At 45.3% G+C, this 22,206-nt stretch carries 17 protein-coding genes; 10 read left to right on the top strand and 7 right to left on the bottom strand.

Translation table 11 applies throughout. The features are described from left to right. Window positions 1–27 precede the first annotated feature (27 nt). Window positions 28–720, bottom strand: coding sequence for a 5'-methylthioadenosine/S-adenosylhomocysteine nucleosidase (gene mtnN, locus L1D21_RS02955; protein ID WP_239843732.1), 693 nt, complete (start codon window positions 718–720; stop codon window positions 28–30). A gap of 44 nt (window positions 721–764) precedes the next feature. Between mtnN and L1D21_RS02960 the strand changes: the two genes are divergently transcribed. From L1D21_RS02960 to L1D21_RS02970, 3 genes are all read left to right on the top strand, one after another. Further along, complete coding sequence (locus tag L1D21_RS02960) at window positions 765–1,058, top strand: hypothetical protein (RefSeq protein WP_239843733.1); 294 nt, start codon at window positions 765–767, stop codon at window positions 1,056–1,058. A 292-nt stretch (window positions 1,059–1,350) separates the two neighbouring features. Further along, window positions 1,351–3,048: a tyrosine-protein phosphatase gene (locus L1D21_RS02965; RefSeq protein ID WP_239843734.1), complete on the top strand. Its 1,698-nt coding sequence runs from the start codon at window positions 1,351–1,353 to the stop codon at window positions 3,046–3,048. A 236-nt stretch (window positions 3,049–3,284) separates the two neighbouring features. Then, entirely contained in the window at window positions 3,285–3,533 is a 249-nt protein-coding gene (locus tag L1D21_RS02970) for a hypothetical protein (RefSeq protein ID WP_239843735.1), read from the top strand. A gap of 62 nt (window positions 3,534–3,595) precedes the next feature. Here L1D21_RS02970 and L1D21_RS02975 read toward each other — a convergent pair whose 3' ends face one another. The 4 genes from L1D21_RS02975 to gltB all read right to left on the bottom strand — a co-directional run bounded on the left by L1D21_RS02975 (window position 3,596) and on the right by gltB (window position 11,403). Then, window positions 3,596–4,348, bottom strand: a complete 753-nt coding sequence (locus L1D21_RS02975; RefSeq protein WP_239843736.1) for a platelet-activating factor acetylhydrolase IB subunit — start codon at window positions 4,346–4,348, stop codon at window positions 3,596–3,598. 19 nt (window positions 4,349–4,367) lie between these two features. After that, on the bottom strand, window positions 4,368–5,300 hold the full coding sequence (locus tag L1D21_RS02980; protein ID WP_239843737.1) for an alpha/beta fold hydrolase: 933 nt from the start codon (window positions 5,298–5,300) through the stop codon (window positions 4,368–4,370). Between the two features lie 238 nt (window positions 5,301–5,538). Then, window positions 5,539–6,948 carry an FAD-dependent oxidoreductase gene (locus L1D21_RS02985; RefSeq protein WP_239843738.1) on the bottom strand — a complete coding sequence of 470 codons (1,410 nt, stop codon included), beginning with the start codon at window positions 6,946–6,948 and terminating at the stop codon, window positions 5,539–5,541. Between the two features lie 6 nt (window positions 6,949–6,954). Continuing rightward, complete coding sequence (gltB, locus tag L1D21_RS02990; protein ID WP_239843739.1) at window positions 6,955–11,403, bottom strand: glutamate synthase large subunit; 4,449 nt, start codon at window positions 11,401–11,403, stop codon at window positions 6,955–6,957. A 475-nt stretch (window positions 11,404–11,878) separates the two neighbouring features. Between gltB and L1D21_RS02995 the strand changes: the two genes are divergently transcribed. From L1D21_RS02995 to oxyR, 3 genes are all read left to right on the top strand, one after another. Beyond that, window positions 11,879–12,799 (top strand): TIGR01212 family radical SAM protein, encoded by a 921-nt coding sequence (locus tag L1D21_RS02995; RefSeq protein ID WP_239843740.1) that lies wholly within the window; start codon window positions 11,879–11,881, stop codon window positions 12,797–12,799. 191 nt (window positions 12,800–12,990) lie between these two features. Then, on the top strand, window positions 12,991–13,356 hold the full coding sequence (locus L1D21_RS03000; protein ID WP_239843741.1) for an Hpt domain-containing protein: 366 nt from the start codon (window positions 12,991–12,993) through the stop codon (window positions 13,354–13,356). Window positions 13,357–13,664: 308 nt separating this feature from the next. Next, window positions 13,665–14,576: a hydrogen peroxide-inducible genes transcriptional activator OxyR gene (oxyR, locus tag L1D21_RS03005; protein ID WP_239843742.1), complete on the top strand. Its 912-nt coding sequence runs from the start codon at window positions 13,665–13,667 to the stop codon at window positions 14,574–14,576. 19 nt (window positions 14,577–14,595) lie between these two features. Here the strand turns inward: oxyR and L1D21_RS03010 are convergent, their stop codons facing one another. Both L1D21_RS03010 and mutH read right to left on the bottom strand, forming a co-directional pair. After that, window positions 14,596–15,675 carry an adenylate/guanylate cyclase domain-containing protein gene (locus L1D21_RS03010; protein WP_239843743.1) on the bottom strand — a complete coding sequence of 360 codons (1,080 nt, stop codon included), beginning with the start codon at window positions 15,673–15,675 and terminating at the stop codon, window positions 14,596–14,598. A gap of 308 nt (window positions 15,676–15,983) precedes the next feature. Further along, window positions 15,984–16,658 (bottom strand): DNA mismatch repair endonuclease MutH, encoded by a 675-nt coding sequence (gene mutH / locus L1D21_RS03015; RefSeq protein ID WP_239843744.1) that lies wholly within the window; start codon window positions 16,656–16,658, stop codon window positions 15,984–15,986. Window positions 16,659–17,351: 693 nt separating this feature from the next. Here mutH and rppH point away from each other — a divergent pair. From rppH to L1D21_RS03035, 4 genes are all read left to right on the top strand, one after another. Further along, window positions 17,352–17,876 carry an RNA pyrophosphohydrolase gene (gene rppH / locus L1D21_RS03020; RefSeq protein WP_239843745.1) on the top strand — a complete coding sequence of 175 codons (525 nt, stop codon included), beginning with the start codon at window positions 17,352–17,354 and terminating at the stop codon, window positions 17,874–17,876. Between the two features lie 190 nt (window positions 17,877–18,066). Next, on the top strand, window positions 18,067–20,298 hold the full coding sequence (ptsP, locus tag L1D21_RS03025) for a phosphoenolpyruvate--protein phosphotransferase (RefSeq protein ID WP_239843746.1): 2,232 nt from the start codon (window positions 18,067–18,069) through the stop codon (window positions 20,296–20,298). 86 nt (window positions 20,299–20,384) lie between these two features. After that, entirely contained in the window at window positions 20,385–21,179 is a 795-nt protein-coding gene (locus tag L1D21_RS03030; RefSeq protein ID WP_239843747.1) for a sulfite exporter TauE/SafE family protein, read from the top strand. Window positions 21,180–21,251: 72 nt separating this feature from the next. Continuing rightward, complete coding sequence (locus tag L1D21_RS03035) at window positions 21,252–22,103, top strand: thymidylate synthase (RefSeq protein ID WP_239843748.1); 852 nt, start codon at window positions 21,252–21,254, stop codon at window positions 22,101–22,103. Window positions 22,104–22,206: the final 103 nt, after the last annotated feature.

Raw genomic sequence — 22,206 nt, forward strand, 5'->3', positions numbered from 1 at the left:
CTGTGTTTTGCGATATTTAGCTGACGATTAAAGCTGTTGTAGCAGCGCCATGACCATCATTGCCGAATGGTGTCCGGCTTTAACGATATAGCTGTCAAAGTCAACTGGCGAGTCGTTATTGGCGTTGTCAGACAGCGAGCGGATCACCACGAAAGGCACCTTAAACTGATGACAAACTTGAGCGATCGCGGCACCTTCCATTTCACAGGCGGCCATGGTCGGGAAGTTCGCTAACATGGTTTGAGTACGGGCAGGGTCGCAGATAAAGCTGTCGCCAGTACAAATCAGCCCTTCGATGGCTTTCACTTCGCCTAAGCTGGCCACGGCTTTTTGTGCTGCAGAGACCAATGTGGCATCGGGAATAAACGCCGCTGGCTGCTGTGCCATCTGGCCAATCTCATAGCCAAAAGCGGTCACATCGACATCGTGATGACGCACTTCAGATGAAATCACGATATCGCCAATGGCTAAACTGTCGACGAAGCCGCCAGCCGAGCCTGTGTTAACCACGTAATCGGGGGCATACTTTTCGATAAGTAATGTGGTTGCTACGCTAGCGGTCACTTTTCCTATGCCCGAGCGCGTGACAATTACCTCTTTGCCTTCAAGTTGTCCGGCAACAAACTCGATACCCGCGATGGTTTGCGATTCAGAATTTGTCATTGAAGCGATTAGGTGAGCAACTTCTGGCTCCATGGCGCCAATAATACCGATTTTCATAGTGACCTTTGTTGTAATGTTGGAAGGCACGATGCTCGTGCTAGATGGGCGCTAATATAGCAAACAAGTGGTTCGCTGGCGAGATCGTGGGTCTCAAGCTTGATGGCTTGTTGGAAAACAAGTTGAGAAGTTTCTTTGTTGGCAGGGCAAGCTTCATGGCTTTATATTCGCTGGTGGCCACGTTGGCCTTTATTTCTTTGAATTGCCTACAGCAGGTTTTTTTGTGCAAACACGCTTTTGGCTCGCTGCAAGTCCATCCTTGGATGCTCTGCGAAATCATCCATGATTTCGAAGGCCAAAAGCGCGTTTACACCGAGTTATCTATCTCTTCGATTTGACCTTAATGTTGTGGGGACGGACAGTCAAAACCTAAGTTGTTATTGGAAAAAAGTGCATTGCAGTTCTTAAATGGGGAAATGTTTACTCATTCAATTCTCAGCTCACCATACCGTTCCGAGCATTTGGCCTCTTTACAATAAAAAGTCAATTATGAAATATTCGCAATAAAACAGTCATATACATGTCACATTCCCAATGTAAGTTACGCCCTACGTCTTCAATAGCCAAGCTATATGGCGACTCATTCAATAATACGATTTACCTAACCTAGGTTAGTTATTAGGGAAAATAATGAACTTACAGAATAAATTCAGAATACTGACTATTAGCGCCGCAGTTGCGGCTTTGACTGCATGTAACGGCAATAACGACACACAAGAAAATGACATCGTAGCAGCGAGTGCCTCTTACTCTGACGAGCATCACATTGTATTAGCGGGTGAAGATAACTTCCGCGATTTAGGTGGCTATGTTGGAGCAGATAACAAACGCATTGCTTCTGGCAAATTATTTCGTTCAGGTGAGCTAGCAGAGCTTACAGAAGACGACCAAGATGTTTTGCAAAGCTTAAATATTCATAACCTTATCGACCTACGTTCTAGCTCTGAGATTGAAAGCGATCCGGATGCGATTCCAGCGACCATCACTTCATTCCATTACCCATTAATGGATGACACCAGCGGCGCTGCTCAAGCGGGTATGGATGCCGATGAGATGATGGAGCAATACTTTGCTGCATTGGTGGCAGGTGATGTCTCAGATTTCATGCTTTCTGCCTACGTTGTCGATGATTATAAGGTTCAACAATGGACTGAAATCTTTGATTTACTTGAACAGGGGACTGGCGCAATCTGGCACTGTACCGCGGGTCAGGATCGTGCAGGTATGACATCTGCTCTTGTTCTTGCATCACTCGGTGTGTCACGAGATGTCATTATTAAAGATTACCTGAAGTCGAATGAGTACACGTATGAAGATAAAGCGCACACGGCTGAATATATGTACGAACAGGCGGGGTCACCAGAAAGTTCTAGTGTAGAAGCAATGACAGAAGCGATGCTGATCAAGCAAGAGTACATTGAAGCTTTCTTTGCGGACATCGACCAAAACTACGGTGGCATCGATAATTTCTTAGCTACACTAGACGTCGATCTTGCTGCGATGCAAGAGCATTATTTGATCGGTGGAGGTACTACTGCGAACGTCGTTTATTCAGATGAGCATCATATTGTACTTAATGGTGAAGATAATTTCCGTGATTTAGGCGGTTATGTCGGTGCTGATAATAAGCGTGTACTAGAAGGAAAGTTGTTCCGTTCTGGCGAACTAGCCGAGTTAACAGAGGACGACCAAGGTGTTTTACAAAGCTTAAGTATTCTGAATCTTATCGACCTACGTTCTAGCTCTGAAATCGAAAGCCATCCGGATGCGATACCAGTGACCATCACTTCATTCCACTACCCATTAATGGATGAAACCAGTGGCGCCGCTCAAGCGGGTATGGATGCTGAAGAGATGATGGAACAATACTTTGCTGCCTTATTAGCAGGTGACGTATCAGAGTTCATGCTTTCTGCCTACGTTGTCGATGATTATAAAGTTCAGCAATGGACTAAAACCTTTGATTTACTTGAACAGGGGACTGGCGCAATCTGGCACTGTACAGCAGGTCAAGACCGTGCAGGTATGACATCAGCTCTTGTTCTTGCTTCACTCGGAGTGCCACGTGATGTCATTATTAAAGATTACCTGAAGTCGAATGAGTACACGTATGAAGATAAAGCTCTCACGGCTGAATACATGTACGAACAGGCGGGGTCACCAGAAAGTTCAAGTGTAGAAGCAATGACAGAAGCGATGCTAATCAAGCAAGAATACATTGAAGCTTTCTTTAAGGATATCGATCAAAACTACGGTGGCATTGATAATTTCTTAGCGACACTAGACGTTGATCTTGATGCGATGCAAGAGCATTATTTAGCAAAGTAGTACTGTTAAAGAATCGTCCGATTAAATAAAGGGAGCAACTTTGCTCCCTTTATATTTATTAGAAAAACTTGTTCAAATGGACTATTGGAGAAATGCTTAGAGTAACTACTTTAAGTAGGTTTGGGGCAAAACCAAGTTAGCTTTTGAATTAGCGACTCGCACCAAATGAAGTCAAATCGAAGAAATGAAATAACTCAGTGTAAACGCGCTTATGGCCTTCGAAATCATGGCCGAAAATGTTCCTGACATCTTTCGGCATTCCCAACTTCCTTGTAGGTCAGATGATTTCGCAGAGCCCACATGGACGTGCTTGCGGCGTGCCAAAAGCGTGTTTGCACACTCGCTCACCGCAGGTGATAGATTGCCATGAAGGCACACTTTCAAACACCCTTTCCAAAAAAGGCTGCGCCAACCGCGACTTAGCAAATAACAAAAATGCCAAACCTTCATTCCAAGGCCAATCCACTATGCCACTACAGAAATGACATTGAAGTGACATTGAAGTGACAACTGCAAAGAACAATTAGATCCCTGATGAGTGTTCAGCTCACTTATCTTCCAGTAACTTGGCTACACTCGGTTCTATTGCTTCCGCCCAAATTTCATAGCCTTTGGTATTCGGGTGCAGTAGGTCGGGCATTATTGATTTAGGAAGTACCTTGTTCTCGTCAACAAACTTCGAGCCGATGTCGAGGTAGTACACCTGTTTACCGTCGGCCAAGGCGGGTAATCCTAGGTTGATCTGGTTAACCTTTTTACGCAGGTCATCATGTTCATCTGTGCCACGTGGGAATACTGACAGTAGCAGCACTTTGGTTTCGGGCAGTTTTTGCTCGAGTCTGGCAAGAATCATCTTCACACCTTCAACGGTCTGCTCAGGCGTGCTGGAACCGTGGCCGATATTGTTGGTGCCTATCATCATGACTGACAGTTTGGGATTAATGCCATCGATTTCGCCATGATCGAGTCGCCAAAGTACGTGTTCGGTGCGATCTCCGGCGTAACCGATATTGAATGGCTTACGGCTCGCGTAATACTTGTTCCAAACTGGGCTGCCTTGGTCTTCTTCCCACCAATGGGTAATTGAGTCGCCGATCATCAGCAGCTCGACGTTGTCGGCCTTTTGTTTAACTTCGGCGAGCTTAGCTGCGTGACGCTCTTTCCACCACTGAAGCTCGTTTCTATCGATTGGTGTGATGGCTGGATTCACTGCACTTGTTTCTGCCGCCGACACATAGGTGCATCCCAAAATCATTAGCCCGAAAAAGGTGACAATGCTGCTGTGGATTTTTGTTTTCATTAGTAATCCTTTTTTAGATTTAATTTTGTATAAATTCGCTAACTGCACTAATTAGCTCAGGTTTTATCGGTAAGTCAGGTTGATTGTAAGTACTCACGTTAGCTTGCTTATCTAGGGGCGATGGTTTGAAGATGTGATTCATATTTTCAATGACCACTTTTTTAGCTCGCTGATTTGCTGCTGCCAGCTTGTCTGCATCGGCTAAGCTCACTTGAATATCGCTAGTACCTTGGACAATTAACACGGGTTTCTGCAGTTTAGATATCTCTTTTTGTGGGTCGTATTTAAACCAAGAAATCATATAAGGCTGTACGCTTGGACGAAATAAGCCATTCAAAAATGGCGGCACATTTTCAACGGTTTGGCCTTGTAAGAGTTTATCTAGAATGGGTGTTGATTGCTCTAACACAACAGGCGGCTGCGCTTTTAACTGCTCACGTAAGATTTGATCTATCGGCTGCCCTGCGCCGGCGATAGAAACAAATTTATCGACATTCTTTTGCTGAGCGGCAACCATGCCGATTAATGAGCCTTCGCTATGGCCAATGACCACTATCTGCTTAAAGCGATCCAAATTATGCAGGTATTCAATCCAACTTTTTGCATCATCAATATAATTTTCAAAACGCAGGTCAATCTCATTTAGCCCCGCATCTTTGCTATGGCCAATGCCTCTTTTGTCATATCTTAATGATGAAATTCCGACTTTTAGCAGTTCATCAGCCAGCATTTTTAATGAGTTATTTTTCATTGCTGGATTATTGCCATCTCTGTCGGTTGGCCCCGAACCTGCGATAATTAATGCCACGGCTTTTGCGTTGTTTAAGTCATCGCTGAGCAGGGTGCCTTCTAATCTTCCGCTGCCCGTTTCAATACTGACAATTTCTGTGGTCGGGGTGGCGAAGAGATTAAAGCTAGTCAGTAACAAAAGTGATGTGATGAGTAACTTCATAATGTTCCTTATTGTTGTTGAATCCATAGCCTAGTGAATTGTTATACGGACATTTCTCAAAAAATGCCAGATCCAAACACAAGGGTGCTCACGACATACAGCTACCTTGTTCGGGTTAAAAAAAACGCTTTAACTTCTTTCAAAGTTAAAGCGCCAAAATCACAAGCAAAAAGGTTAGGGAGAAACCTTTGGCGCTTAGGTAAGCGCCTGAGTACATTTAGCTTCAAAGCTTTTCGAGTTAAGCTTCAAAGCTGTTTAAGATCCCCATGGCAGCGTCACGACCTTCAGCAATAGCGGTCACCACGAGATCTGAACCGCGAACCATATCGCCGCCAGCAAAGACTTTAGGGTTGCTGGTTTGGAATGGATTGTCAGCCACTTTAGGCGCAACAACCAGTCCCCATTGATCGAGTTCTACACTGTGTTGGCTTAACCACTTAGCTGGGCTAGGTTGGAAACCAAAGGCGATGATGATGGCATCGGCATCGATAAGTTGCCCACTGCCTTCGATAGGCTGTGGACGACGACGACCCGATTCATCGGCTTCGCCAAGTGCGGTTTCGACACACTCAATACCGACAACTTTGCCATTTTCGGTTTTGATTGCTGTGGGTTGGCGGTTGAACAGGAAGTTAATTCCCTCTTCACGTGCATTTTGTACTTCACGGCGAGAACCGGGCATGTTTTCTTCGTCTCGGCGATACACACAAGTCACTTCGCTAGCCCCTTGACGGATAGCGGTGCGTACACAGTCCATGGCTGTATCACCACCACCCAATACCACGACTTTTTGTCCAGCAAGACTTAAGTAAGGCGCTTCGCTCGATTCGGTGCCCATGATGTGATGGGTGTTACCAATCAGATAAGGCAGCGCTTGATAGACGCCTGTGGCATCTTCATTTTCTAGCCCAGCCTTCATGGCGGTGTAGGTTCCCATGCCCAAGAAAATGGCATCGTACTGCTCGAGTAAGCTATCGAAACTGACATCTTCACCGACGGTGATGCCGAGTTTAAATTCGATGCCCATGCCTTCGAGTACCGAGCGACGGGTCGCCATCACGGCTTTATCGAGCTTAAATGACGGAATACCGTAGGTGAGTAGGCCACCAATTTGTGGGTTCTTGTCATAAACCACGGCTTTAACACCATTGCGAGCTAAGATATCGGCACAGCCAAGGCCCGCAGGGCCCGCACCAATGATAGCTACGCGCTCGCTACGAGCAGTTACTTTGCTCATATCTGGGCGCCAGCCTTGTTCGATAGCGGTATCGGTAATGTATTTTTCGACATTACCAATAGTCACAGCGCCAAACTCATCATTAAGGGTACAAGCGCCTTCACACAATCTGTCTTGTGGGCACACGCGGCCACAAATTTCAGGAAGGGTGTTGGTCTCGTGAACCAAGTCTGCCGCCTCTAAAATACGTCCTTGCTGGGCCAGTTTCAGCCAGTTAGGGATGTAGTTGTGCAGCGGACACTTCCACTCACAATAGGGGTTACCACAGTCGAGACAGCGGTCGGCTTGCTCGGTTACTTGAGGCTGAGCGAAGGGCTGGTAAATTTCGATAAATTGTGTTGCCCGTTTTTCAGCCTGATGTTTAGTAGGATCTTTGCGGCCCACTTCAATAAATTGAAAATCATTGCTCATTTGAAGTTACCCCGCTACTACTGACAGTTCTGGTTCTGATTGTTCGAGTCGTAAGAGATCGCCAATCGCGACATTCTTAGGCTTGACCAATACGAAGCAATCGATCCAGTTTTCAAAATCATTTAACAACATCTTGGCGTGCTCGCTGCCGGTTTCGGCGAGATGTTCCTCGATAAGCCCTTTTAGGTGCTGCTGTTGGATAACAGAGTCAACCTTATGGGTATCAACCATGTCTGGGTTTACACGGCGATTAAAGTGGCCGAAACGGTCAAACACATAGGCGAATCCGCCTGTCATACCCGCGCCGAAGTTAACCCCTGTTTTACCTAAGACCACAACGATACCGCCTGTCATATATTCACAGCCGTTATCGCCTAGACCTTCTACTACGGCGATGGCCCCCGAGTTACGTACCGCAAAACGCTCACCGGCTTGACCTGCAGCAAACAGCTTGCCGCCGCTCGCGCCATAAAGACAGGTGTTGCCGACAATCACGCTCTTTTCGCTTTGGAACATGCTGCCTACGGCTGGGTAGATGGTGATCTTACCGCCTGACATGCCTTTACCTACGTAATCGTTGGCATCGCCACATAGATTAAGTGATAGACCCGGCGCATTCCATACACCGAAGCTTTGGCCGGCACTACCGCTGAAGTTCAATTGCACAGGGGCTTTTGCACCTTCACGTCCAACATGGGTTGCAATATGTCCTGAAAGTGCGGCGCCAACAGAGCGATCTGTGTTGTTGATCTCAAAACGGCTTTCGAAAGGGGCACCTTGCTCAACCGCTTCTTTCGCTGCGATTAAGATAGTTTGGTTTAGTGCACCTTTATCCGATGTTGGGTTGGTTTCTTGCCAAGTTAGGGCGCAACCTGCAGGTACGCTTGGCTTGTACAAGATGGCCGACAGATCCAGTTGTTGCTGTTTGGCGGTATCACCTTCGAGGGCATGTAGCCAATCGCTACGGCCAACTAACTGCTCAAATTCGCTGACACCCAAGGCCGCCATCCATTCACGGATCTCTTGCGCCATAAACTCAAAATAAGTCATGACACGTTCTGGTAAGCCGTGGTAGTGCTTATCACGCAGTTGTTGATTCTGAGTTGCCACACCTGTAGCACAGTTGTTTAGGTGACAAATACGTAGGTATTTACAGCCCAGCGCGATCATCGGCACGGTACCGAAACCAAAAGACTCAGCACCTAAAAGTGCCGCCTTAATGACATCGGTGCCGGTTTTTAAGCCGCCATCCACTTGCAGACGGATCTTATGACGCAGACCGTTTTCGACCAGAGATTGGTGTACTTCGGCTAAGCCAAGTTCCCATGGGCTACCGGCATATTTCACCGAAGTGATAGGACTTGCGCCCGTACCGCCGTCATAACCTGAGATGGTGATCATATCGGCATAAGCTTTAGCAACACCGGTTGCAATGGTTCCGACACCTGGCTCTGAAACCAGTTTCACCGAGATCATCGCTTTAGGATTGATCTGTTTTAGATCGAAGATCAGCTGAGCTAAATCTTCAATCGAATAGATATCATGATGCGGTGGCGGCGAGATCAGTGTGACGCCAGGACGCGCATTACGCAGTGCTGCAATCTCGACACTCACCTTATGGCCCGGTAGCTGACCCCCTTCACCGGGTTTTGCCCCTTGTGCGACTTTAATCTGTAGCACTTCGGCATTGACCAGATAATGGGCGGTAACACCAAAACGACCTGAGGCGACCTGTTTAATTGCCGAGTTACGCTCGGAGTTAAAGCGACGAGGATCTTCTCCGCCTTCCCCTGAGTTTGAACGACCGCCAAGACGGTTCATCGCCACCGCGAGGGCTTCATGTGCCTCAGGGCTTAATGCGCCGATACTCATGGCTGCGCTATCGAATCTTGGGTATAAACTCTGTGGTTGCTCGACATTATCCACTTCAATTGCTGCCTGATCGCTTTTCACCTCAAACAGGTCGCGAAGCGTAGCAACAGGACGATCATCTACTAGTTCGGTAAAACGTTTGTACTCTCCGTAGTTTTGATCACGCAAGCTGCTTTGAAGTGTGTTGACAACATCAGGGTTGAAACAGTGGTATTCGCCGCCGTCGACATATTTCAGCAAACCGCCTTGTGGCAGTGGCTGATGTTTTTGGAAAGCTAGCTTCTGTAATTTCTGTTGATCTTGTTCGAGCAGATCGAAACTAGCACCTTCGATACGGCTGATCACACCTTTAAAGCAGAGTTCAACCACATCGGATGCTAGACCAATAGCTTCAAACTGTTGGCTACAACGGTAAGAGGCGACGGTACTGATGCCCATCTTCGACATGATCTTGCGCAGACCCTTGTCGATACCGTAACGGAAATTGAGCATTAACTGTTGGGTCTCATTGACCCCACGGTTAACCGCTAAGGCCGAGATGCTCTCATAGGCTAAATAAGGGTAAATGGCTGTAGCACCGAAGCCGAGTAATACTGCAAAGTGGTGCGGATCACGCGCCGATGCAGTTTCAACTATGATGTTGGTGTCGCAGCGCAGACTCTTATCTACCAAGACACGTTGTACCGCGCCTACCGCCATTGCAGCAGGTACGACTTGCTTACTCTTATCGGTGGCTCTGTCAGACAAGATGAGCAATGTAGTGCCTGTGCGCGCTAGGCGTTCTGCTTCATCACAGATGCGCTTAACAGCGGCTTCTAGACCTTCGCTAAGGTCATAGTTAAGGTCAACCTTGTTGGCGCGATAATAAGTGGCGTCCAGTGCCATAAGCTGGCTGAAGTCACTGTAAAGCAATACAGGCGAGTTAAACATGACGCGATAAGCGTGACCTGTGGTTTCGTTAAACAGGTTTTGCTCGCGGCCAATACAGGTGGCTAACGACATCACGTGTTTTTCACGTAATGGATCGATAGGAGGGTTGGTAACCTGGGCAAACTTCTGACGGAAGTAGTCATACAGGGTTCGAGACTTTTTCGATAGCACTGCCATCGGTGTGTCGTCGCCCATAGAGCCGATCGCTTCTTCCCCTTTTTCGGCAAGCACCCAAATTACTTGTTCTAGCTCTTCGCGAGAGTAACCAAATTGCTTTTGATACTGCAATAAAGTGTCGTTTGAGAATTCGCATACCCCTTGAGCCTCGTTTGGCATCTGCTCGGCAGGGATCAAGGTTTGGCTGTTTTTCGCCATCCACTCTTTATAGGGGTGACGACGTTTAAGATCGTTATCGATCTCAAACGAAGAATAGAGTTGACCATTTAAGGTATCGAGCACCAAAAGTTCACCTGGACCAACACGGCCTTTTTCGACCACTTCGTCTGGGGCGTAATCCCAGATGCCAATTTCTGACGCTAGGGTTAAGATGCGATCTTTGGTGATCACATAACGTGATGGACGCAGGCCGTTACGGTCAACCGCACAGGCTGCATGACGGCCATTGGTCATTACAATGCCAGCTGGACCATCCCAAGGCTCCATATGCATGGAGTTGAAGTCATAGAAGGCTTTTAGCTCATCATCCATCTCTGGATTACTTTGCCATGCGGGCGGAATCAACAGACGCATTGCACGGTAGAGATCCATACCACCGGCAAGCAACATCTCTAGCATGTTGTCTAAAGAGGATGAATCTGAGCCGGTTTCGTTAACAAAAGGCGCTGCTTGCTGGAGATCCGGTAACAGAGGTGCATTGAATTTATATGCACGAGCACGTGCCCATTGGCGGTTACCGGTAATGGTGTTGATCTCACCATTGTGTGCCAGATATCTAAAGGGCTGGGCGAGGGGCCATTTAGGTGAAGTATTGGTTGAGAAACGCTGGTGGAATAAACAGATAGCACTTTGCAGGCGAATATCGGCAAGATCGGGATAGAAAGCCGGTAGATCAGCAGGCATCATTAAGCCTTTATAAACGATCACTTGGCCTGAAAGGCTGGCAACATAAAAATCTTCGCAATCTGTCATTTGCTGCTCAAGACGACGGCGTGCCATATAGAGGCGACGTTCTAAATCTTTTTCACGCCAACCCACAGGGGCATTGATCAGCACTTGCCAAATTTGAGGTTGGCTGGCTTGGCCGATAGGACCAAGTACATCTGGATTAATTGGAACCTCACGCCAGCCAGCAACGCTTAAGGTTTCCTTTTCTAATTCGCGCTCAAGCAGGTGTTTGGTTTGGTTAGCAATTTGGTCATCTTGACTGAGAAACAACATACCAACGGCAAACTTACGGCTAAGATGCCAGTCATTTTCGGCGGCAACAGCCTCGAAAAATTTGATTGGGAGTTGCATAAGCAAACCGCAACCGTCACCAGTACGGCCATCTGCGGCGATGCCACCACGATGCTTCATACGGTCGAGACCGTGGATCGCAGTACGCACAATTCTATGGCTGGCTTCGCCATCCATCTGGGCTATCAAGCCAAAGCCACAGTTATCCCGTTCAAAACTGGGGTGATACAAGCTCATTATTAAAACTCCCTAATACTAACCAATACTACGTCGGGGAAAATTGCTGCTAACGATATGCACCCGAACCAACCAAATTAACTTTTGCCCAGTCAAAGGTCAATCCAAATTTATGCATAAAATATTGCTATTTATAAGTGTTTTGAATTACTGACGTTTTAACCTTACGTTAACGTTAACTGTATTTTTGTTTGTATAACCTTATGAATAAAAAGAATTTTGATTATTTCGATGTTTGTTGTTTACTTTTGCTTAACAATGTTTTCAATTGTTCACTTTTTTTGAAAAGTGATTTTTTTTGCAGATACAGTGAATGGATTCACGTTTTAGCTGAGGGCTAGGTGAGGGCAATAACTGCATTTGTCGTTATTGTGATTTATCCCTCAATTTTTACTGGGTTGTTTGAGTTAGACCAAAGTTTGCTTGTTTAGCATTAGGTAGAATACGCGGCCGTAGAAATAGTTGAGTGTAATAAGTGGGTTTAGATAGTCATGTAAATACTTTTGGGGTTCAATGCCGACAAAAGTATGGTGAACGGCTTAAAAAATTAACTATAGATGCTAAGTTTACCTGCCCAAACCGTGACGGTACCTTAGGAAGGGGAGGTTGTACCTTCTGTAATGTTGAATCCTTTAGTCATGAACATGGCACATTAGATTCTATCGCCGAGCAACTCGCCAAAGGCCGCGAACGTAGTAAAGGTAAAAGCTCCAAATTTATCGCTTATTTTCAGGCGTATACCAGTACTTATGATGAATACCAAGTGCTGAAACTGAAATACGATGAAGCGATACAAGACTCTGACATCGTCGGTTTGTGCGTGGGAACCCGTCCGGATTGTGTGCCACAAGCAGTGATCGATCTCTTGGCGAGTTACCAGCAAAAGGGGATCGAGGTTTGGTTGGAGTTAGGGCTGCAAACCGCCAATCCTGATACCTTAAAACGAATCAACCGTGGTCATGGTTTCGATGAATATCGAGATACCGTGATTAGGGCTCGCCGAGCAGGAATTAAGGTGTGTACCCATTTAATTTTGGGGTTACCTGGTGAAACTCATAGTGATTATCTGGCGACCCATAAGGCGGTTATCGATTGTGGTGTCGATGGACTAAAATTACACCCTCTGCATATTGTAGAAGGAAGCACACTGGCTAAGGCTTGGCGTGCTGACCGTCTCGAGTTATTGACCTTAGAACAATACGCCTATAGTGTTTCTGAGTTGATCCGCTATACGCCTAAAGATATTGTTTTTCATCGTGTTACTGCTTATGCGAAGAAGCCAATGTTACTGGCTCCCGATTGGTGTGCTTTTCGTTGGGAGGGCTTAGTGGCCATTGTAAATGACCTAGAGGCACATGGGGGGCAGGGACACTATTTAGGGACATTGAGCTATTAATCATTGGTTGATTGATATTACAAAGTAAGCCAAGTTTTGATTGTTTGATTAACGAAAGGTTAAAAATTAGTTAAATAACAAAGGTTTTTACCTCCATATACCTGCAATTAGTTGCACCCGCAATTATAGACGGTATTATGTGGTGAATTTATTTTCATACAGTAAAGCATTATTTTGAGGGGTGCCTTGATATGGCAACAGCTGAGTTAGAATCAATATTGGATCTCAACACACTTGAGCAATACTGCAGTGCAATCGGTGCTGGTACCTTGCTTAAAAGTGTCGTCTTGTTTGAGCAGCTTATGCCTGAGTATGTCGGCAACCTAGTTAACGCAAAAGAAGCACAAGATAAAGAAACCTTGTGTTCAGAAGCGCATAAATTCAAAGGTGCTGCGGGTTCGGTTGGTTTAAAACGTATCCAGCAATATGCTCAATTACTGCAACACGGTGAAGCCCCTGAATGGGCAGAAGGACATGAAGCTTGGTTACAAGTGATTGTTGATAACGCCAGCAAAGATTTAAGTGAGCTTAAGCAGTATTTAGAATCAAAAGCTTAAGTTACGCAGATACGCCTAACGGTTAAAACCCTCAATGAGCAATCATCGAGGGTTTTTTTTGTGGTCTTGCTGATGACTAGCCTGATTGGTATTACAACAGTAACTGACGGCTGTGCGGATGATTGAGTTGTCTGTTATATCGGCTTAGGTGAAATGTGTAGGCTTAAAGCGGTTGAGCGTGTCCTTGAGTCTGGCTAGATTTTAGCTCTGAGTCACAAAACAGCTTTTAAACAGAGGGATAGATACGACTTGGTGTGCTAAAGTTAGATTGAATATTTGAATATAAAAACTTGTTGGTAATCGATTTTATGAAACATTTGCCCAGTTTGAAGAACCTGTTTTATCTGGTGAACCTCTATCAAGAGCAGAATTTTAATCGCGCGGCTAAATTGTGCCACGTGAGTCAGTCGACACTATCCAGTGGTATTCAAAATTTAGAAGAGCAATTGGGTCACCAGTTGATTGAACGAGATCATAAATCCTTTATTTTCACCGCTATTGGTGAAGAAGTGGTGCAACGCTCACGCAAATTATTAACCGATGTGGATGACTTGGTGGAGTTGGTGAAGCATCAAGGGCAGCCGATGACAGGTGATATTCGTTTGGGTTGTATCCCGACAATCGCGCCATTTTTGTTGAGCCGTGTTGTTAGGCATTGTCAGGCGAGTTATCCCGAGCTTACCTTGTTTTTAAAAGAGGATACCACCGAACGTTTACTCGATGCTCTGGGTAAAGGTGAGTTAGATTTGTTGTTATTGGCATTGCCTGCCGATACCAGTGGTTATCACAGTATGAAGGTAGGAATCGACCCCTTCAAATTGGTGATCCATAAAGAGTTATCTTCTGATATTAGTCAACCTATCGATTATAAATTGTTGCCCGATGAGAGTATTTTCTTGTTGGAGTCGGAGCATTGTATTACGGGTCATGCGATCAGTGCCTGCCGCTTGGGCGACAGCGACAAGATTAACCCTTTTGCGGCGACGAGTTTGCATACCTTAGTGCAGATGGTTAACAGCAAATTGGGTACCACGTTTTTACCACAAATGGCGATCGATGCGGGGATTTTAAAGGATACCGATCTTGCGGTGATCACGCCGCCGGGAGAAGCGCCATATCGCGATATTGGCTTGGTATGGCGTCAAACGTCTAGCCGTATCATGACCTTTAGAACCATAGGCAAAGCGATTGAAACCTTGCTGGCTGATGCTCACAACTAGAAAGCGGGTAAGTTGTGATTTAGTTGTCTGATACTTTTGGGGAAACACCAAATACTTCAATCGAGTATTGTTTCCCTTTAAGTTTAATTGGACCTAAGTTGTCGAACTGATAGTCACTCGAGCTGGTATCTAGCTGAGAGTGTAGTGAGCCTGAAATCAACATGCGTTGGCCTAGCGGGTTACACTGATCTTGAAGTCGCGCTAAGGTGTTGAGTACATCACTAAAGAAACTCACTTCTTGTTTTTGAACTCCAACCACTGCCGCCACAACTTGGCCACAGTGAGCCGCTGCCTTGAACTTGGGCACAAAGCCATATTGCTCTTCGAAATATTTACGTTGCCAGTTGAGTTCCTGACTAAATTCATAATAGACATTCAAGCTTCTATCATGTTTTACCCCTAACTTGGTGGGCCAATAGATCAACACCGCATCGCCCATATAGCGATAAATTTCAGCTTCGTTGTTGACTATGGTGTCTGACAACAGACTAAAACAGTCTTGGATCAATCGGCTGAAACGGTAATCACCTAAGGATTCCGCATGAGTTGTTGACGCCACCATATCAAGATACAGAAACAAGCGTTGTTCATATCTGGGTCTATGATACTTACCTAAACCGATATTCAGCAAAATACGGGGCCCTACAATTAACGCCATCTGCTCAATAAAGGCTAAACCGACTCTTACCACGACTAAATAGATGATTAGCGCCTGAAAGGAGGGGCTATATAAAATATGCGCGGTGAGCATCTGCCGTAAGGTTGACACATGGTTCTCAATGGCCCACATATTGAGGAACTGGGTAATGTAGGCGAGAGTTGTCGCCCCAAGTAATAAGAACAGTCCTTTGAAAAAGACTGAAAAAAGATAAGGCATACGGTTGATCGTGCTGAAGTCAGCGATCAAGTTCGACATCCAGTGCAGACTACCAAAAATCAGCCCCATGTAGATGGACAATGTTGCGAGATCGGCAGAGCCTACCGCCCACTGGGGAAGTTCAGGTGATTGTGAATAGCGGAAAAATACAAACGCCGCCATGGCCACTGTCCAAGCTGCAATCGCAAATGTAAGCTTCTTCGCTTGTCTGCGTGCTCTCACGTTAAAATCTAATCCTGATGATGCAGATGTTTCAAGAGGCGCTAGTGTATAGAAAACATCCCTACAATTTCCAGTGTTATTTGTGATGTAGGTCAAATGAAGTTCAGATGTTGGTTAAAAATCCAGTTTTACCAACAGGAGTGGATTTAACCACTTAGTTTTAATTATTTTTTGGTTGGATGCTTTGTGTTTGTAATTTGCTTTAGTTTGGTTTGCTGTTATTTTTTGTTATTGCAGTGCAATCTCATTGCTATTTTAAACTGAGCCATATGCATTTGCGTCGAGATTCGGGTCTAGCTCGATAGAGGTTAATTAAAATAATGATTAAGGATGGATTGGGTGAAAGGGATCTTTAAATAAAACCCTCTGGGATTAGTTTGGGATATTAGGCCTTCATTATTAATGCTTTGGGTGACAGAGCGGCTGTTGGCTCCCTTGGGTCTCAGTTGTAGAACCTCACCATGTCGAGCGGTGATCTGCTCCACTTTACCTAATGCGATTAATTCCATGATCTCCTCCCAGTCTTGGCGGATCATGGCAAATTCATCCTCGGATGGGGTCCAAAGGATCGGCATTCCAATGCGGCGTTGTGCTATGGGTTTATCACGCATGCCTTCAACCGGTACCCAAAGTACCCTCTGTAGCTTGTGATAAACCAGACTTTGCTCCCAGGTTAACCCTTGAATATTCACTAATGGCGCGACAGTTACATAGGTAGTTTCTAAAGGTTTACCATTGACATCGATGGGGATGGTTTTTAGCTCTACGCCGAGATGGAGAAAGTCTTGTTCAGGTTTTGAACCGGCAAGGGCGCCAAGTTCATGTTCGATTAGCTGGCCAACCCAACCTTTATCCCTTCTAAGATCGCGAGGCACAGCAATGTTGTGCAAGGATGCAAGCTGGCCTAGGGTGAGCCCTGCCATATCTTGTGCGCGTTGCATTAGCTCATTAATGGATTTTGGGGAGCGTGATCTGATGTTCATAATGGGATTTTACTCAAGTTAGCCACTTAATCAAATGCTGGTTAAAAAGTAGTCGCTGTTGAAATGGTATAAAATATTAACTGAATTAATTTTACTAAAGTATTGAAAAATAATGTTTTGTTTATTTGTTTTGTTTTATGGTTAACACCATGAGTCACTTTACCCTGTGATTTCCCCAACGTTTCCAACATGTTTATCCACAGAACTTTTGGATAAGTCTGCATTTAAAGTTTGAAAAGTGCTTTATTCGTCAGAGTCAAGGCCATTTATGGCCGTTTTTGTTGGTCTATTTATTGAAAAATATATTTAGCTGTGCATAACCCTGCAGGAATGATTTTTTAATCCAGTTAAAGAAAGTCATTGTTTGAAATTTATGCGATCGTTTTATTTATCGGTTTCAACCTAACTGTTTTTATTGTTTTTATCTTTTAATACAATTTGTTATTGTTTTGTTGGTAAGGTAGTGGTGTCCGCCCATTTGGTTGTTATTCTAGACAAATAACATTTTTAATTGAGTTTCAAACAGAGATATCCACAGATTTTGTGGATATCCTCAGATTTTCTCTACTATCGTTGTTGATAAAAACTCATTTTTTTGTTTTTTATCCAAATAATATCTGTTAAGAGACAATTGCCGAGCAAGCCGCTTTGTGAAACAATCGATTCATTAGAATATTTCATTTTGGAGTCCATGTGATTGATAGTGACGGCTTTCGTGCAAATGTAGGCATCATTATCTGTAATCGCTTTGGGCAGGTTATGTGGGCTAGAAGGTTTGGTCAGCATTCCTGGCAATTTCCACAAGGTGGCGTAGATGAAGGCGAAACAGCCGAACAAGCCATGTATAGGGAGTTGTATGAAGAAGTTGGGTTAAAAGCAGAACATGTACAAATTTTAACTTCAACTCGTTCCTGGTTGCGTTATAGATTACCGAAACGGTTAATTAGGCAAGACAGTAAACCTTTATGTATCGGTCAAAAACAGAAGTGGTTTTTGTTGCAGTTAAAAAGCCAAGAGTCTGCGATTGATCTCAATGCTTGCGGTCATCCTGAATTCGATGATTGGCGTTGGGTGAGTTACTGGTATCCGGTGAGACAAGTAGTATCGTTTAAACGGGATGTATACCGCAAAGTCATGAAGGAGTTTGCGCCAACGGCATTACCATTTCAGGCGGCACAATCCACGAATAGTGGCCGCAGAAGAGGTCGTCGTAGGTAGGAGCTTTTAAGACTTAAGATTGGACATCATCTATGCTTCAATCATGTTAGCGATACTGTATAGAGTATCGCTATTTTATTCTGATTAGAATTAAACGGCGTTAATTGGCGCTTTGATCATTCCTTTTGATAGGAATCGCAGGAGTATTTCGTTAGGTCATAAGGCCTTAAAGTAAAGGGAGAGATAGGCTGTGTTAAAAACGCTTCGGGACATTACTCAGGCTGTAGCCGCGGCTGAAGATCTCCAATCTGCCTTATCTTTATTGGTTAAACAAACCAAATCCGCAATGGAAACTCAATGTTGCTCTATTTATATCTTAGAAGAGCAGCAACTGGTGCTGTCTGCGACTGACGGCCTCGATCCTTCAGCTGTTGGCAATGTAAAGATGCCGCTCACTCAAGGTCTTGTGGGGCTTGTCGCTGAGCGGGAAGAGCCGGTAAATCTTGCAGATGCGCCACTTCACCCTAGGTTTAAATTGTTTAGCGAAGCTGCTGAAGAAGACTTTAGAGCCTTTCTTGCAGTACCGATCATTTATCAGAAATTAATCCTTGGTGTACTCGTTGTGCAGCAAGCCGATGAGCGCCAATTTAGCGAAGCGGAAGAAGCCTTCTTAATGACGTTGGCCGCGCAGCTTGCGGTGGCGGTACGGGAGCAACGTAAAAAAGCCGAGGTCAAATCGACCCCAGATCAATATTTTTTAAATGGTACTGCCGCAGCCGATGGTGTGGTGATTGCGCATGCAATGGTCATTGGTGGTGATATCTCACTCGAGCAAGATGAGATACTTGCCGAAGATATCGAACAGGAATCACAACAACTGCAGAATGCTCTGGGCTCTTGTCGCAATACCTTAAGTGCCTTATCGCAGCGCTTCGATGGTGACAATGAAAAGGAAGTTCAGTCGATATTCTCTGCCTTAATGCTGTTGCTCGATGACACCAGCTTAGGGGGGGAGTATGCCCGCGAAATCGAGTCTGGTTGGTGCGCTATTTCGGCGGTAAGTCGAGTCTCACAGCGTTATATTGCGCAATTTATGCAGATGCAAGATCCATATCTGCAAGAACGCGCCAGTGATATTAGAGACTTAGGCCAACGTGTTTTGCGTGAGCTTATTGAGCCGCAAAAGATGCACATTGAGTTATCGGCGCCAGTGATTTTAGTGACTAAGGAAGCAACCGCGACCATGCTGGCTGAGTTCCCACAACATAAGTTGGTGGGCATAGTCACCGAACAAGGTGGAGTGAATTCTCATGCAGCGATCTTAGCCAGAGCCTTTGGGGTTCCTGCCGTTATTGGTGTCGAAGGAATTTTAAAGGCGGGTATTGATGGTAAGCAGATAATCTTAAACGCCAGCCGCGGCCAAGTGTTAGTTTCTCCTACACCAACTTTGATCCGTGAATATCGCAGCCACATTTCGGCGCAGAAGGCACTGCAAAAACGTTATTCTGACGAACTGGCTTTACCGGCTCAAACTCGTGATGGCGAGCGTATTCATCTGTATCTGAATGCCGGATTACTCAGCAGCCTGGCTTCTGAAATTGCCGAGGGTGCCGATGGCATAGGCTTATACCGCACCGAAATTCCGTTTATGCTCCAAAGTCGTTTCCCGAGCGAGGCCGAGCAAGTCGACGTTTATCGTCAGGTACTACAGGCAGCCGTCGATAAACCTGTGGTGATGCGAACTTTAGATGTCGGTGGTGATAAGCCTTTATCTTACTTACCTATCACCGAAGTGAATCCTTTCCTCGGTTGGCGTGGTATTCGGCTAACTCTGGATCATCCTGAGCTATTTTTAGTGCAATTGCGCGCCATGTTAACGGCTTCGGCTGGCGGCGATCAGTTGCATATTTTGTTGCCTATGGTGTGCTGTCTCGATGAGATTGATCAGGCCCTTGTTTATCTTGATCAGGCCTATATAGAAGTGAAGCAAGATTATGATCCCCAACTTCAGCGCCCTAAAGTGGGAATTATGCTGGAGGTTCCGGCGCTGCTGTTCCAAATGGAAGAGGTGGCCAAACGGGTTGATTTTATCTCCGTGGGTTCCAATGATTTAACCCAATACTTGTTAGCGGTCGATCGTAATAATCCAAGAGTGAGCCCGCTGTATGATTGTTATCATCCGGGGATCTTACGTGCCTTAAAGCGGGCGCGTATTGAGTGTGATACCTATCAATTGCCAGTCAGTGTTTGTGGCGAATTAGCTGGTGAGCCCATTGGGGTTATCTTGTTGGTGGCTATGGGGTATAGCCAGTTGAGTATGAATCAAGGTAGCTTGGCTAAAATCAATTACCTCATTAGACGGGTGTCTTGTACCGATCTCAATCAGTTATTAGAAAAAGCCTTAGCCCTCACTAATGGCAGCGAAGTGAGGCTGCTTGTCGCTCAATACCTGCGAGATAATCAATTAGAAGAGTTTATCTAAACGCTTGGATTAGCCTAGGGATAATTTCAATCTGGGTTAAATTCATTTAAGCTATTGGACTTTCTATACGCCATAATCGAGAAGCCATGATCAGCATAGTGTTAAGTTGTTTAGTCTTAGGTGCTTTTATCGGTTTTATGGCAGGTTTACTTGGGATTGGTGGCGGTTTGATAGCCGTTCCCGTACTGCTGTATCTTTTGCCTACCGTTGGTGTATATCCTGAGCATTTAACTCATGTGGCTATTGCGACTTCGCTGGGCGCCATTATTCTTACTTCATTGTCTTCGGCTCGCGCTCATCACAAGCGGGGCAATGTTCCTTGGCCTTTATTGAAAGTCATGTTGCCAGGATTAATACTCGGCGCTTTATCGGCGGGGTTTGTGTCGGCATTATTTAGCGCCGATCTGCTGAAACAGACTTTTGCGATGTTCGTCATTCTTATGGCGATTCAGATGGTGTTTCCGTTTAAAACTGCGGCGGTTGAACGTGATTTACCCAAGGCTAGCTTTCTGTTTCTTGCGGCAATGTTGATTGCGATTATTGCGGCATTAATGGGCATTGGTGGTGGTGTCTTGCTGGTGCCATTTTTATGTTGGTGTGGTATTCAGATGCGCCTAGCTATCGGTTTTTCGTCGGTCACAGGGGCTTGCATCGCCTTGTTTGGCAGCGTGAGTTATGTTGCTGCAGGTTGGAGTGCACAAGGGCTACCCGATTATACCTTGGGATATATTTATCTGCCGGCGTTAGTGGGCATAGTGTGTTGTTCTATGTTAACCGCGCCTTTAGGTGCAAAGGCTGCGAGTATCTGGCCGACAGCAAGATTGAAAAAAATCTTTGCCCTGTTGCTTATCGTGACCGGGCTAAAATTAGTATTCACTTAATATAAGTTTATGTTTGTTGCATCTAATGTGTTAGCAAGCAATCGATTAATTGCGATAACTGAGTAGGGAATCATGAAACAGTATTTGCAGCTTTGTAACCGAATTATTGATGAAGGTGTTTGGGTTGAAAACGAGCGTACAGGTAAGCGCTGTCTGACGGTTATCAATGCCGATTTAGAGTATCGAGTCGACCATAATGAGTTTCCATTAATTACCACTCGAAAAAGCTTTTGGAAAGGTGCCATTGCTGAGCTACTTGGTTATTTACGCGGCTACGATAACGCTGCAGATTTTCGAAAGTTGGGCGCTAAAACTTGGGATGCTAACGCCAATGAGAACAGTGCCTGGTTGAACAATCCTCATCGTAAAGGCCATGATGACATGGGCCGAGTTTATGGCGTTCAGGGTCGCGGTTGGAGCAAGCCCGATGGTGGTACTGTCGATCAATTTAAGAAGATTGTCGATAACCTCAGTAAAGGCATTGATGATCGCGGCGAGATTTTAAGTTTTTATAATCCCGGTGAGTTTCACATGGGCTGTCTACGCCCTTGTATGCACACTCATAACTTCTCTCTGTTGGGCGATACGCTTTATTTAAATAGTTTCCAGCGCTCGTGTGATGTGCCGCTTGGGCTGAACTTTAATCAAGTCCAAGTCTTCGCACTGTTGGCGATTGTGGCACAAATTACTGGACATAAGGCTGGTACGGCTTATCACAAGATAGTAAATGCTCACATTTACGAAGATCAGTTGCCGCTGATGAAAGAGGTGCAATTGAAGCGCGAACCATTCCCGTCGCCGCAATTACATATTAATCCTGATATCAAGTCGCTTACCGATCTGGAAACCTGGGTCACCATGGATGATTTTGAAGTGACGGGTTATCAACATCATGAAGCCATCAAGTATCCATTCTCTGTTTAAGCCCTGATAATGAGGAAATACTGAGGTTAAAGCGCCAAAGATTTTATCGATGATTGGCGCTTTATTTATTTGAACAGCATAAAAATTCTTACTTCCTTAGCGT

It is taken from the genome of Shewanella sp. Isolate11, assembly GCF_022398315.1.
Taxonomy (GTDB): Bacteria; Pseudomonadota; Gammaproteobacteria; order Enterobacterales; family Shewanellaceae; genus Shewanella.